General features: G+C 56.2%; 13 protein-coding genes. 11 read left to right on the top strand and 2 right to left on the bottom strand.

Going from position 1 to position 12,345, the window contains the following annotated elements:
• Positions 1-197: 197 nt before the first annotated feature.
• Both lpcA and ACCC84_RS20590 read left to right on the top strand, forming a co-directional pair.
• Positions 198-779: a D-sedoheptulose 7-phosphate isomerase gene (gene lpcA / locus ACCC84_RS20595; protein ID WP_004954955.1), complete on the top strand. Its 582-nt coding sequence runs from the start codon at positions 198-200 to the stop codon at positions 777-779.
• Between the two features lie 98 nt (positions 780-877).
• Positions 878-1,648, top strand: a complete 771-nt coding sequence (locus ACCC84_RS20590) for a class II glutamine amidotransferase (protein WP_004954953.1) — start codon at positions 878-880, stop codon at positions 1,646-1,648.
• Here the strand turns inward: ACCC84_RS20590 and dpaA are convergent.
• On the bottom strand, positions 1,616-2,392 hold the full coding sequence (dpaA, locus tag ACCC84_RS20585; protein ID WP_004954951.1) for a peptidoglycan meso-diaminopimelic acid protein amidase: 777 nt from the start codon (positions 2,390-2,392) through the stop codon (positions 1,616-1,618). The genes ACCC84_RS20590 and dpaA overlap by 33 nt on opposite strands.
• Positions 2,393-2,951: 559 nt before the next feature.
• Between dpaA and ACCC84_RS20580 the strand changes: the two genes are divergently transcribed.
• From ACCC84_RS20580 to nqrM, 8 genes are read left to right on the top strand one after another with little or no spacing between them, the layout of a single operon-like run.
• Complete coding sequence (locus ACCC84_RS20580) at positions 2,952-4,301, top strand: Na(+)-translocating NADH-quinone reductase subunit A (RefSeq protein ID WP_004954949.1); 1,350 nt, start codon at positions 2,952-2,954, stop codon at positions 4,299-4,301.
• Positions 4,302-4,304: 3 nt separating this feature from the next.
• Positions 4,305-5,546: an NADH:ubiquinone reductase (Na(+)-transporting) subunit B gene (locus ACCC84_RS20575; RefSeq protein WP_004954947.1), complete on the top strand. Its 1,242-nt coding sequence runs from the start codon at positions 4,305-4,307 to the stop codon at positions 5,544-5,546.
• Complete coding sequence (locus tag ACCC84_RS20570) at positions 5,536-6,330, top strand: Na(+)-translocating NADH-quinone reductase subunit C (protein WP_004954945.1); 795 nt, start codon at positions 5,536-5,538, stop codon at positions 6,328-6,330. Before ACCC84_RS20575 ends, ACCC84_RS20570 begins: the two co-directional genes overlap by 11 nt.
• Positions 6,323-6,952, top strand: coding sequence for an NADH:ubiquinone reductase (Na(+)-transporting) subunit D (locus ACCC84_RS20565; RefSeq protein ID WP_004954944.1), 630 nt, complete (start codon positions 6,323-6,325; stop codon positions 6,950-6,952). Before ACCC84_RS20570 ends, ACCC84_RS20565 begins: the two co-directional genes overlap by 8 nt.
• Positions 6,953-6,958: 6 nt before the next feature.
• On the top strand, positions 6,959-7,555 hold the full coding sequence (gene nqrE, locus ACCC84_RS20560; protein ID WP_004954940.1) for an NADH:ubiquinone reductase (Na(+)-transporting) subunit E: 597 nt from the start codon (positions 6,959-6,961) through the stop codon (positions 7,553-7,555).
• A 27-nt stretch (positions 7,556-7,582) separates the two neighbouring features.
• Positions 7,583-8,806, top strand: a complete 1,224-nt coding sequence (nqrF, locus tag ACCC84_RS20555) for an NADH:ubiquinone reductase (Na(+)-transporting) subunit F (RefSeq protein WP_004954937.1) — start codon at positions 7,583-7,585, stop codon at positions 8,804-8,806.
• Positions 8,807-9,838, top strand: a complete 1,032-nt coding sequence (locus ACCC84_RS20550) for an FAD:protein FMN transferase (protein ID WP_198773403.1) — start codon at positions 8,807-8,809, stop codon at positions 9,836-9,838. It abuts the gene before it with no gap.
• A 7-nt stretch (positions 9,839-9,845) separates the two neighbouring features.
• Positions 9,846-10,073 (top strand): (Na+)-NQR maturation NqrM, encoded by a 228-nt coding sequence (gene nqrM, locus ACCC84_RS20545; protein WP_004954934.1) that lies wholly within the window; start codon positions 9,846-9,848, stop codon positions 10,071-10,073.
• Positions 10,074-10,108: 35 nt separating this feature from the next.
• Here nqrM and ACCC84_RS20540 read toward each other — a convergent pair whose 3' ends face one another.
• Positions 10,109-11,005, bottom strand: coding sequence for a glycerophosphodiester phosphodiesterase family protein (locus tag ACCC84_RS20540; protein ID WP_004954930.1), 897 nt, complete (start codon positions 11,003-11,005; stop codon positions 10,109-10,111).
• A gap of 194 nt (positions 11,006-11,199) precedes the next feature.
• On the opposite strand from ACCC84_RS20540, the gene dinB reads away from it, so the two are divergent.
• The gene (dinB, locus tag ACCC84_RS20535; protein ID WP_004954926.1) at positions 11,200-12,264 is read left to right on the top strand and encodes a DNA polymerase IV; all 1,065 of its coding nucleotides are present in this window, start codon (positions 11,200-11,202) and stop codon (positions 12,262-12,264) included.
• Positions 12,265-12,345: the final 81 nt, after the last annotated feature.

The raw sequence follows: 12,345 nt of genomic DNA, 5'->3' as shown, positions 1-12,345 counted from the left end.
GGTTTTAGTTCATGCCACTATTTTTATCAATGCATTTACACTTTAATTACAACTTAGGTCACAAACTGACAGCACTGACGGTCAAAAACCTCTCTGCTTTTTCAACCAACGCGGAGTTTGCTTCACAGCGCTTCTCGGTGTTTCCACGATCCGTTACACTGCCCAGCGGAAGATTGACGATAAAAAGAGGCTCCCTCATGTACCACGATCTGATTCGTAATGAACTGAACGAAGCGGCGGATACGCTGGCTAAATTTATCAATGACGATGCCAATATCGATGCGATTCAACGCGCTGCGGTATTACTGGCTGATGCTTTCAAAGCGGGCGGTAAAGTGATTTCCTGCGGCAACGGCGGTTCCCACTGTGACGCGATGCACTTCGCCGAAGAGCTGACCGGCCGCTATCGCGAAAACCGCCCCGGCTACCCGGCGATTGCCATTTCCGACGTCAGCCATCTGTCTTGCGTCAGCAACGATTTTGGCTATGACTTTGTGTTTTCCCGTTACGTGGAAGCGGTCGGGCGTGAAGGCGACGTGCTGTTGGGCATTTCGACTTCCGGTAACTCCGGCAATATCATCAAGGCGATTGAGGCGGCGCGCGCCAAAGGCATGAAGGTGATTACGCTGACCGGCAAAGACGGCGGTAAAATGGCCGGTTCCGCCGATGTGGAAATCCGCGTGCCGCATTTTGGTTACGCTGACCGCATTCAGGAAATTCATATCAAGGCGATTCACATCTTGATTCAGCTGATCGAAAAAGAGATGGTTAAGGCGTAATACCGGCCGGGGGCGCAAGGCCCCCGTGTCGATGATGTCGGGCGCGCTACGCCGGCCCGCATGTTTCAGTGACCCGTGTGGTTGAGGAGTGGCTTTCGATGTGTGAACTGCTCGGGATGAGCGCTAACGTACCTACCGATATTTGCTTCAGTTTTACCGGGCTGGTTCAGCGCGGTGGCCGCACCGGGCCACATAAGGATGGTTGGGGCATTACCTTTTATGAAGGCAACGGCTGTCGCACATTCAAGGATCCGCAGCCCAGCTTCAACTCGCCGATTGCGCGCCTGGTGCAGGAGTACCCGATCAAATCCTGCGCGGTGGTGTCGCACATTCGTCAGGCTAATCGCGGTGAAGTGGCGTTGGAAAATACCCATCCGTTTACCCGCGAACTGTGGGGGCGCAACTGGACCTACGCGCACAATGGGCAACTGAAAGGTTATCGTCGTCTGGAAACCGGCAACTTCCGTCCGGTAGGGCAGACCGACAGTGAATACGCCTTCTGCTGGCTGTTGCATCAGCTGTCGCTGAAATATCCGCGCACGCCGAGCAGTTGGCCGGCGGTGTTTCGCTATATCGCCTTGCTGGCCGATCAGCTGCGGCGGAAGGGGGTATTCAATATGTTGTTGTCGGACGGCAAGTACGTGATGGCATTTTGCTCGACCAATCTGTACTGGATCACCCGTCGCGCACCGTTTGGCAAGGCAACGCTGCTCGATCAGGACGTGGAGATTGATTTTCAGCGGCAGACCACGCCGAACGACGTGGTGACGGTGATTGCCACCCAACCGCTGACCGGCAACGAAACCTGGCACAAGATTGCGCCAGGCGAGTATGCGTTATTTCACTACGGTGAGCGGCTGGGAGGCTGAGAACGGATTGGTTTTTACCGCTGCCGGCTCGGTGGTCGAGGCAAACAGCGTGGTAGCCTGCCCGCTGGCCATCAGCGGTTTACCCAGCACGTACTGGCCGTTGGCGACGCCCATCATCGGCGGCTGGTGGTTTTTGACAAAATAGTCATAACCTGGTTTCAACTGGCGCCAGAAGCTGGCGTAGGTCGACGAACGGTGACGCTGCAGGTTTTGCTCGGTCATGCGGAACGGATAGATGCTGATGTTCACCCGGCTCTGACCGTAGGCAAACGCCGCTTCGACGTAACGATAAATCTCATCCATATAATCATTGGTCATTGCGTAGCAACCAATCGATTTGCATTCGCCATGGATCATTAAATAGGCACCGGAATAGCCTTGCGACCGATCGTAATCGTTCGGGAAACCAATATTGATGGCGCGATAATATTTGCTGTCCGGCTTCAGATGGCGAGCGTCAACGCTATAAAAGCCTTCGGGGCTTTTAAAGTCGCCTTCTCGACGTTTGGGGCCGAGGCCGCCGGAGTAGTTACAGATCGGGAAGGTGTTCACCAGCCGGAATTCATTACCCATCTTGGCGTACAGCTCCAGCTTACGTTCTTCTTTGAATATCTGTATATAGACCGGCGAACCCAACAATTGCTGTTTTACCACCGGCGTTTCCGGCACCTGCTCGCTCGCGCTGCAGGCCGTGATCATCGGCATAGAAAAAAGCATCGCAAACAACAGCGCGATTCTGCTCATTAATTATTCCTGCTTATTATTTATCTGCCGACGAAATCAAGTTCGCCCGCATGCCACTGACGTGTTTTGTTGCATTAATGCCTCGCCAGATTACCAGCGTGTTTATTTTTATCAATACGGTAGATGTATAAAAAAACTACAAAGCTCGATAAAAGTGAATTAAGCCCCAGTTTTTTACGATTAATGAGGGGATTACAGCGAAATTTAATTGTGTTTGCTTGACTCAGGTCACTGCTGAATGAAGAAAAATGTTGCGAAAAATGTTAACATCCCTGGCTGCCGCACCCGGTATTGCTATGGCCAGGGCTGCGGTTTTGGCGCGCGAATGGTGCGCAAGCAATGGACGTTAATGTGCAGCAATACGTTGGTCGTAGCGCGGTATGGCGAACACAAGAGTTAACACATGAAAATAAACGTTATCTCACCCGAGAATTCACGTTGGGCGCAATGCCGTTGAACCCAACCCGGAGGCGATATTTAGCGTCTCATAATCCTGGCATTGTCGGTACTGGCCCTGGCCACGACGGCATGTGTAACCATAAAACATCGTATAAATCCTATGATTAAAATCAGACAAGGGTTAGATCTGCCGATAGCTGGCTTGCCGGCTCAGGCGATTCAGGACGGCCCGCAACTCAAGCATGTGGCACTGCTGGGGGAAGAGTATGTTGGCATGCGCCCCTCCATGCTGGTGCAGGAAGGCGACAGCGTCAAGAAAGGCCAGGCGCTGTTTGAAGACAAAAAGAACCCCGGCGTCATGTTCACCGCGCCAGCCAGTGGCAAGGTGGTGGCGATCAATCGCGGCGAGCGTCGCGTGTTGCAGTCGGTGGTGATTGAAATCGCCAACGGCGGCGACGAGCAGGTCGAGTTTGCCAGCTATCAGCCGGCCGATTTGCCGCTGCTGGACCGCGCTGCGGTGGAAGGCGAACTGATCGCCAGCGGTCTGTGGACCGCGCTGCGCACCCGGCCATTCAGCAAAACCCCGCCTCCAGGCAGCTCACCGCGGGCGATCTTTGTTTCCGCCATGGACACCCAGCCGCTGGCGGCCGATCCGCAGGTGATCATCGCCGAACAGCTGGCGGCCTTTAACGCGGGTCTGACGGTGTTGAGCCGTCTGACCGACGGCAAAGTCCACGTCAGCCAGGCCACAGGCGGAACGCTGAGCGGCAACGGCAACCCGCAAATCAACTATAACGAATTCGCCGGTCCGCATCCTGCCGGACTGGTAGGGACGCATATCCACTTCCTGGAGCCGGTCAGCCTGAAGAAAACCGTCTGGCATATCGGTTACCAGGACGTGATTGCCATTGGCACCCTGTTTACTACCGGCCGCCTCGACACCCAGCGCGTTGTCGCGCTGGCCGGGCCGCAGGTTGAACAGCCAATGCTGCTGCGTACCCGTCTGGGCGCCAGCCTTGACCAACTGACGGCTGACCGGCTAAAAGCCGGCGAAAACCGCGTCATTTCCGGTTCGGTGCTGAGTGGCGTGCATGCCGTTGGGCCACGTGCCTATCTCGGTCGCTTTCACACCCAGGTTTCGGTACTGCTGGAGGGGCGCGAGAAAGAGCTGCTCGGTTGGGTACTGCCGTCGCCGAACAAATTCACTATTACTCGCACCACCCTGGGCCACTTCCTGAAGAGCAAGCTGTTTGCCTTTTCGACCACCACCAACGGTGGCGAGCGCTCGATGGTGCCGATTGGCAACTACGAACGGGTAATGCCGCTGGACATTTTGCCGACGCTGCTGCTGCGTGACCTGCTGGCGGGCGACACCGACAGCGCGCAGGCGCTGGGCTGTCTGGAGCTGGATGAAGAAGATCTGGCGTTGTGCACCTTCGTTTGCCCCGGCAAGTATGAATACGGTCCGGTGCTGCGCGACGTGCTGACCAAGATTGAGCTGGAAGGATAACCCATGGGCCTGAAGAACTTTTTTGACAAGATCGAGCATCACTTCACGCCGGGCGGCAAGCTGGAAAAGTGGTATCCGCTATTTGAAGCCACCACCACGGTGTTCTACACGCCGGGCACGGTGACGCATGGCGCGTCGCACGTACGCGATGCCATCGATTTGAAACGCATGATGATCCTGGTATGGATGGCGGTATTCCCGGCGATGTTCTGGGGGATGTACAACGTCGGCCAGCAGGCGATACCGGCGCTGCACCATTTGTACAGCGGTGACCAACTGCAACAGGTATTGACCGGCGACTGGCATTATCAGCTGGCGCAATGGCTGGGGGCATCGCTGACGCCGGATGCCGGCTGGGTCAGCAAGATGGTGCTGGGGGCGACCTACTTTGTGCCAATCTACGCCGTGGTGTTTATCGTCGGCGGCTTCTGGGAAGTGCTGTTTGCCATTATCCGCAAGCATGAGGTCAACGAAGGTTTCTTTGTCACCTCGATACTGTTTGCGTTGATTGTGCCACCCACTCTGCCACTGTGGCAGGCGGCGCTGGGCATTACCTTTGGTGTGGTGATCGCCAAGGAAATCTTCGGCGGTACCGGGCGCAACTTCCTCAACCCGGCGCTGGCCGGTCGCGCCTTCCTGTTCTTTGCCTACCCGGCGCAGATTTCCGGCGATCTGGTGTGGACCTCGGCAGACGGTTTCTCGGGCGCAACGCCCCTGGCTCAGTGGAGCGCGGGTGGGGCGCACAGCCTGACCAACGTCGCTACTGGCCAATCCATTAGTTGGATGGATGCGTTTCTTGGCAACATTCCCGGTTCGATCGGGGAAGTGTCGACGCTGATGATTCTGATCGGCGGTGCCATCATCCTGTTCGGTCGCGTGGCCTCATGGCGCATCGTTGCCGGCGTGATGGTCGGCATGATTGCTTCGGCCTATCTGTTCAACGCTATCGGTTCGACCACCAACCCGATGTTCGCCATGCCATGGTATTGGCATCTGGTGTTGGGCGGTTTTGCCTTCGGTATGATTTTCATGGCTACCGATCCGGTTTCCGCTGCCTTTACCAACAAGGGAAAATGGTGGTACGGCATCCTGATTGGCGTGATGTGCGTGTTGATCCGCGTGGTCAACCCGGCCTATCCGGAAGGCATGATGCTGGCGATTCTGTTCGCCAACCTGTTCGCACCGCTGTTCGATTATCTGGTGGTGCAGGCTAACATCAAGCGGAGAAAAGCCCGTGGCGAATGAAGCAAAAAATGACAGCATCGGTAAAACGCTGCTGGTAGTGCTGTTGCTGTGTCTGGTGTGTTCAGTGGTGGTGGCGGGAGCCGCCGTCGGTCTGAAGTCCAAACAGCAGGAACAAAAGCTGCTGGACAAGCAGCGTAACATCCTTGACGTGGCGGGCCTGTTGACGCCTGGCATGCCGCAAGAGCAGGTGAAGCAGACCTTTGGCAAACGTATTGAACCACGCCTGCTGGATCTGAACAGCGGCGAGTTCGTGGCGGGCAACGCCACGGCGTTCGATCTGCCTGCCGCGCTGCGTGACGACAGCAAGAGCGTCGCCCTGCCGGCCAGTCAGGACTATGCCGGTATCAAGCGCCGCAGCAACCACGCCGAAATCTACCTGGTGCGTGATGATGCTGGCGCGGTCAACAAGATCGTGCTGCCGGTATACGGCACCGGTCTATGGTCGATGATGTACGCGTTTGTGGCGCTGGACAGCGACGGTAATACGGTGAAGGGCATCACTTACTACGACCAGGGGGAAACGCCGGGTCTGGGTGGTGAAGTGGAAAATCCGAGTTGGCGCCAGCAATGGATCGGCAAGAAGCTGTTTGACGATAACGGCGAGCCGGCTATCCGCGTGGTGAAAGGCGGAGCGCGTGCCGGCGATGTGCACGGCGTGGACGGGTTATCCGGCGCGACGCTGACCTCCAACGGCGTGCAGCACACTTTTGATTTCTGGCTGGGCGAACAGGGGTTCGGCCCGTTCCTGAAAAAAGTTCGTGAAGGAGCGCTGAAAAATGGCTGATTCCAAAGAGATTAAACGGGTTCTGCTGGGGCCGTTATTTGATAACAACCCGATTGCCCTGCAGGTGTTGGGCGTGTGTTCCGCGCTGGCGGTAACCACCAAATTGGAAACGGCGGTGGTGATGACCATTGCCGTGACGCTGGTGACGGCGTTTTCCAGCTTCTTCATTTCCCTGATCCGCCACCACATTCCGAACAGCGTGCGCATTATCGTACAGATGGCGATTATCGCGTCGCTGGTTATCGTGGTCGATCAGGTGCTGCGTGCCTATGCGTTTGAAATTTCCAAACAGCTGTCGGTGTTCGTTGGTCTGATCATCACCAACTGCATCGTGATGGGGCGCGCTGAAGCCTATGCCATGAAATCGCCGCCGATCGAAAGCTTTATGGACGGTATCGGCAACGGGTTGGGCTATGGCGTGATCCTGATTCTGGTCGGCTTCCTGCGTGAACTGATCGGCTCCGGCAAACTGTTCGGCATGCCGGTGTTGGAAACCCTGCAAAACGGCGGCTGGTACCAGCCAAACGGCCTGTTTTTGCTGGCGCCAAGCGCGTTCTTTATCATCGGCCTGCTGATTTGGGTGCTGCGCACCTTGAAACCGGCACAGATCGAAAAGGAGTAATCGCCGATGGAACATTATATCAGCCTGTTTGTCCGCGCCGTTTTCGTTGAAAACATGGCGTTGGCGTTCTTCCTCGGGATGTGTACTTTCCTGGCGGTGTCCAAGAAAGTCTCCACTGCCTTTGGCCTCGGCATTGCCGTTACCATCGTGCTCGGCATCGCGGTGCCGGTGAACAACCTGGTTTACAACCTGATCCTGCGTGACGGCGCGTTGGTGGAAGGCATCGATCTGAGCTTCCTCAACTTCATTACCTTTATTGGCGTGATTGCCGCGCTGGTGCAGATTCTGGAGATGATCCTCGATCGCTTCTTCCCGTCGCTGTATAACGCGCTCGGCATCTTCCTGCCGTTGATTACCGTGAACTGCGCCATCTTCGGCGGCGTTTCCTTCATGGTACAGCGCGACTACAACTTTGCTGAATCGGTGGTGTATGGCTTCGGCTCAGGCACCGGCTGGATGCTGGCGATTGTTGCGATGGCGGGGATCCGCGAAAAACTGAAGTATGCCAATGTGCCGTCGGGTTTGCGCGGTCTGGGCATTACCTTTATTACCACCGGGCTGATGGCGTTGGGCTTTATGTCTTTCTCCGGGGTTCAGTTATAAGAACCCAGATATAAAGGCGGGAAATTTATGGAAATTATTTTAGGCGTAGCGATGTTCACCTGCATCGTGATGGTGCTGGCGCTACTGATTCTGTTCGCCAAATCCAAACTGGTGAACACCGGCGACGTTGCCGTGGAAGTGAACGGCGATCAAGAGAAAAGCTTCCACGCTCCGGCGGGGGACAAACTGCTGAACATGCTGTCGGGCCAGGGCATTTTCGTGTCCTCGGCCTGTGGCGGCGGCGGTTCGTGCGGCCAGTGCCGCGTGGTGATCAAAGAGGGCGGCGGCGATATCCTGCCCACCGAACTTTCTCACATCACCAAACGCGAGGCGAAAGAGGGGTGCCGCCTGGCGTGCCAGGTCAATGTGAAGCAGAACCTGAAGATTGAGCTGCCAGAAGAAATCTTCGGCGTGAAAAAATGGGACTGCGAAGTTATCTCCAATGATAACAAGGCCACCTTTATCAAAGAGCTGAAGCTGAAAATTCCTGACGGCGAAGACGTCCCGTTCCGCGCCGGCGGGTTTATCCAGATCGAAGCCCCGGCGCACGACATCAGTTATGCCGATTTCGACGTGCCGCAGGAGTACCGCGGCGATTGGGACCGCTTCAACCTGTTCCGCTACCGCTCGGTGGTTGATGACACCACGGTACGTGCCTATTCAATGGCCAACTACCCGGACGAGAAAGGCATCATCATGCTGAACGTGCGTATCGCTACGCCGCCGCCGAACAATCCGGACGTACCGCCAGGCATTATGTCCTCGTATATCTGGTCGTTGAAACCGGGCGACAAGGTGACGATTTCCGGGCCGTTTGGCGAGTTCTTTGCCAAGGATACCGATGCCGAAATGATCTTTATCGGCGGCGGTGCCGGTATGGCGCCGATGCGTTCGCATATCTTTGACCAGTTGAAGCGCCTGAAGTCAAAACGCAAAATCACCTTCTGGTATGGCGCGCGCTCGCTGCGTGAAATGTTCTATGAAGATGACTTCAACCATCTGCAGGATGAGAACGAGAACTTCACCTGGCACGTGGCATTGTCCGATCCGCAACCCGAAGATAACTGGACCGGCTATACCGGCTTTATCCACAATGTACTGCTGGAAAACTACCTGAAAAACCATCCGGCGCCGGAAGATTGCGAGTTCTACATGTGTGGGCCGCCGATGATGAACGCCGCGGTGATCAAGATGCTGAAAGATCTGGGCGTGGAAGACGAAAACATCATGCTCGACGACTTTGGTGGCTAAATGCGCGCGCTAGCACTGAAAGGCTGGATGACGATGGTGGCGCTTGGCGCCACCCTGTTGCTGACCGGTTGCGGACCGGAACAGGTCAATCTCGATGGCAAAACCATGGGGACGTACTATTCGATCCGTTATCTCACCGGTGACAACACGCCTTCCGCCGAGACGTTGCAAAAGGAAATCGATCGGCGTCTGGAGCAGGTGAATGACCAGATGTCGACCTACCGGCCCGACTCGGAGCTGAGCCGCTTTAACGCCAGCCGCGAGGTCGATACGCCGTTCCCGGTATCGGCCGCGACGGCGAAGGTGGTGGCCGAAGCGCTGAGGATTAACCGCGTTACCGACGGTGCGTTGGACGTGACCGTTGGGCCGCTGGTCAATCTCTGGGGCTTTGGGCCGGAAGGGCGACCGGACAAGGTGCCGAGCGATGTCGAACTGGCGCAGCGCCGTGCCTGGACCGGTATCGATAAACTGGCGGTGCAGGGCAACGCGCTGGTGAAGCATATCCCCGAGCTGTACGTTGATCTGTCGTCTATCGCCAAGGGTTATGGCGTGGACGTGGTGGCGGAATACTTGCAATCACAGCAGATTAACAACTATATGGTAGATATCGGCGGCGAAGTACGTACCCGTGGCCATAACGGCAAGGAGCTGCCATGGCGCATTGCCATCGAGCGGCCGAACGCCGGAGTGGAGCAACGCGCGCAACTGGTGATCCAACCGGGGAATATGGCGATCGCCACCTCGGGGGATTATCGTAACTATTTCGAACAGAACGGCGTACGTTATTCACATACCATCGATCCGACTACCGGCAGGCCGATCGCGCACCATCTGGTGTCGATCACGGTCATTGGGCCTAACTGCATGACCGCCGACGGCCTGTCTACCGGGCTGGATGTTATGGGGCCGGATCGTGCCCTGGCTCTGGCGAATCTGCTGGGCATTCCGGTGTTTATGATAGTGAAGAACGGTGACGTTTTTGAAGAGCGCTATTCCAATGCGTTTAAACCTTATCTAAAGAAAAATCAGTGAGGCCGCCATGCTGACGGTATTTGTCGCAAGCTTTATTTTGTTTTTGCTGATTATCGGCGGCATGTCGCTCGGTTACGTGTTCAAACGCAAGAGCCTGCAAGGCAGTTGCGGCGGTATTACCGCGTTGGGCATGGACAAAGTGTGCGATTGCCCGGAGCCGTGCGATGCGCGTAAAAAACGCCTGGCGAAAGAAGCGCTGCGCCGCGAGCAACTGGAAAAACACCGCATCCTGTAAACCGTGCGCTGCACGCAGCGCACGACAACCGCGCTTTATTTCGCCTTGCGAAAACGCAGGGCATCCTTTGGCGAATTGACCATCACGCCATCAACGCCCAATGCCAGCGCCTGCTGATAATCCTGCGCGGAATTGATGCCAAACAGAATGATGTGCGCCGGCCCTTTGGAGCGGAAGCAATCGATCGATTCCTTGTCCCAGGTCAGCAGCGCTTTGGAGCGGCCCTCGCCCAGAGTGTACTTTTCTACCACTTCGACTTCACGCTTCAATTCCAGCCCATACCAACGGGGCTGATTGCCGTCCGGTTTTATGTCGCACTGATGCGCCATGGTGATGTTGGCCAATAATGTGCGGGTTTCATCGCGGGTTTCAAAACGTTTAATCGCCGCTGGCAGGGCCGCCAGGTAACGGGCATCGGTAGAATAGACCCGCGTGCGGTCAAGCGCCTCGGCCTTTTCCAGCGTTGCCAGCAGTGCTTTGGCAAATTGCGCCGGATCGGCATCGGGAGATTTGATGTCCAGGTAGAAGGTCACTTTCGGGAATTCCTGTAGCACCGTGTCCAGTCGCGGGATGCCGATCCCCTGGCCACGGAACGGGTGGTGACCGTCTTTGCCAAACGACCAGCCGGCATCGACCTTGGCCAGTTCATCTGCGCTATAGGCGGAAACCGCGCCGGTTTTATCCGTGAGCGAACTCAGGTCGGAAGGGCGGTACAGCACGATCGCGCCGTCTTTGGATTGTTGCAGCGTGATCCACACCGCGTCGACGCCGTTTTTCAGCGCGCTGCGAATGGCGACCAGGGTATTTTCCGGCGCATCGGCGGTGCCGCCGCGATGGGCAACGATGGCTGGCGCATGACCACTGGCTGCGCTGGCGAGGGTGGAGATCAGGGATAATGCCGAAACCAATACATAACGGGAAAAAGTAGTCATTGAGCACCTTCTTGTGCGTAGGGTAAGCGTCATTTATGAGGCGTAACGATTATTTCCTGAAATGATACGCTTGAAAAATTAAGCTTTTTTAACAAATAGAAAATAACGATGCTTTTTCGATAAAACATACGTTAAAACCAGACTTGAGCTTTCCCATTGCTACTGTATACTTATACAGTGTTATTGGAGGGCGCATGCGTAAAATCATTCATGTCGATATGGACTGCTTCTTTGCCGCGGTAGAAATGCGCGACAATCCCAGTCTGCGCGATATACCGCTGGCGATCGGCGGCAGTGCCGATCGGCGCGGGGTGATCAGCACCGCCAACTACCCGGCACGCCGTTTTGGCGTGCACAGCGCCATGTCCAGCGCCATGGCCTTGAAACTCTGCCCGCATTTAACCTTGTTGCCCGGCCGCATGGCGGCTTATAAAGAAGCCTCACAGCATATTCGCGAAATTTTTGCGCGTTATACGTCATTAATCGAACCGCTGTCGCTGGATGAGGCCTACCTCGACGTGACGGATAGCCCACGCTGCAACGGCTCGGCAACCTTGATAGCCGAGCATATTCGTCAGGCCATTTTTGACGAATTGCAGCTCACCGCTTCCGCCGGCATTGCGCCAATCAAATTCCTTGCCAAGATCGCGTCGGAACTGAACAAACCCAATGGCCAATACGTGATTACGCCAGCGCAGGTGCCGGCTTTTTTGCAACAGCTGCCGCTGAGCAAGATCCCCGGCGTCGGGAAAGTAACGGCTAAGCGCCTGGAGGAAGTCGGGTTACTCACCTGCGCCGACGTGCAGCGCTACGACCTTGCGGCGCTGTTAAAGCGTTTCGGCAAATTTGGCCGCGTATTATGGGAACGCTGCCAGGGGATCGACGAACGCAGCGTTTCACCGGAGCGCCTGCGTAAATCGGTTGGCGTAGAACGAACCTTGGCGGCAGATATTCATGATTGGCAAGATTGTGAGCAGTTGATTGTCGATAAGCTGTATCCAGAACTGGAAATGCGCCTACGCAAGGTGAAACCCGATTTGCATATCGCGCGTCAAGGGGTAAAGCTGAAGTTTCAGGATTTCCAGCTCACTACCCAGGAACACCTGTGGCCGGTATTAAATCAGGCAGATTTGCTGGCGGTGGCAAAGCAGGTATGGTGTGAGCGGCGCGAGGGGCGTGGCGTGCGCCTGGTGGGGCTGCATGTGACGCTGCTCGATCCGCAGCTGGAGCGGCAGCTACTGCTGCCGTGGGACGCGTAGCGGCCGGGCGAACCCGGCGATGGTTGCCGCCTAAGCCCATGGCCGACGCCTGCTGTCTGCGTCGGCCATGGCCGTCGTTGG

The sequence above is a fragment of the Serratia odorifera genome, assembly GCF_041448735.1.
Classification (GTDB): Bacteria; Pseudomonadota; Gammaproteobacteria; order Enterobacterales; family Enterobacteriaceae; genus Serratia_F; species Serratia_F odorifera.
The sequence above is the reverse complement of the archived record's forward strand: the minus strand, read 5'-3'. Positions and strand labels throughout refer to the sequence as shown.

What these genes read in the sequence shown, in the direction of transcription:
- lpcA (WP_004954955.1), top strand. Translation starts at nt 198, where the DNA reads ATGTACCACGATCTGATTCGTAATGAACTGAACGAAGCGGCGGATACG.
- ACCC84_RS20590 (WP_004954953.1), top strand. Translation starts at nt 878, where the DNA reads ATGTGTGAACTGCTCGGGATGAGCGCTAACGTACCTACCGATATTTGC.
- dpaA (WP_004954951.1), bottom strand. Translation starts at nt 2,392, where the DNA reads ATGAGCAGAATCGCGCTGTTGTTTGCGATGCTTTTTTCTATGCCGATG.
- ACCC84_RS20580 (WP_004954949.1), top strand. Translation starts at nt 2,952, where the DNA reads ATGATTAAAATCAGACAAGGGTTAGATCTGCCGATAGCTGGCTTGCCG.
- ACCC84_RS20575 (WP_004954947.1), top strand. Translation starts at nt 4,305, where the DNA reads ATGGGCCTGAAGAACTTTTTTGACAAGATCGAGCATCACTTCACGCCG.
- ACCC84_RS20565 (WP_004954944.1), top strand. Translation starts at nt 6,323, where the DNA reads ATGGCTGATTCCAAAGAGATTAAACGGGTTCTGCTGGGGCCGTTATTT.
- nqrE (WP_004954940.1), top strand. Translation starts at nt 6,959, where the DNA reads ATGGAACATTATATCAGCCTGTTTGTCCGCGCCGTTTTCGTTGAAAAC.
- nqrF (WP_004954937.1), top strand. Translation starts at nt 7,583, where the DNA reads ATGGAAATTATTTTAGGCGTAGCGATGTTCACCTGCATCGTGATGGTG.
- ACCC84_RS20550 (WP_198773403.1), top strand. Translation starts at nt 8,807, where the DNA reads ATGCGCGCGCTAGCACTGAAAGGCTGGATGACGATGGTGGCGCTTGGC.
- nqrM (WP_004954934.1), top strand. Translation starts at nt 9,846, where the DNA reads ATGCTGACGGTATTTGTCGCAAGCTTTATTTTGTTTTTGCTGATTATC.
- ACCC84_RS20540 (WP_004954930.1), bottom strand. Translation starts at nt 11,005, where the DNA reads ATGACTACTTTTTCCCGTTATGTATTGGTTTCGGCATTATCCCTGATC.
- dinB (WP_004954926.1), top strand. Translation starts at nt 11,200, where the DNA reads ATGCGTAAAATCATTCATGTCGATATGGACTGCTTCTTTGCCGCGGTA.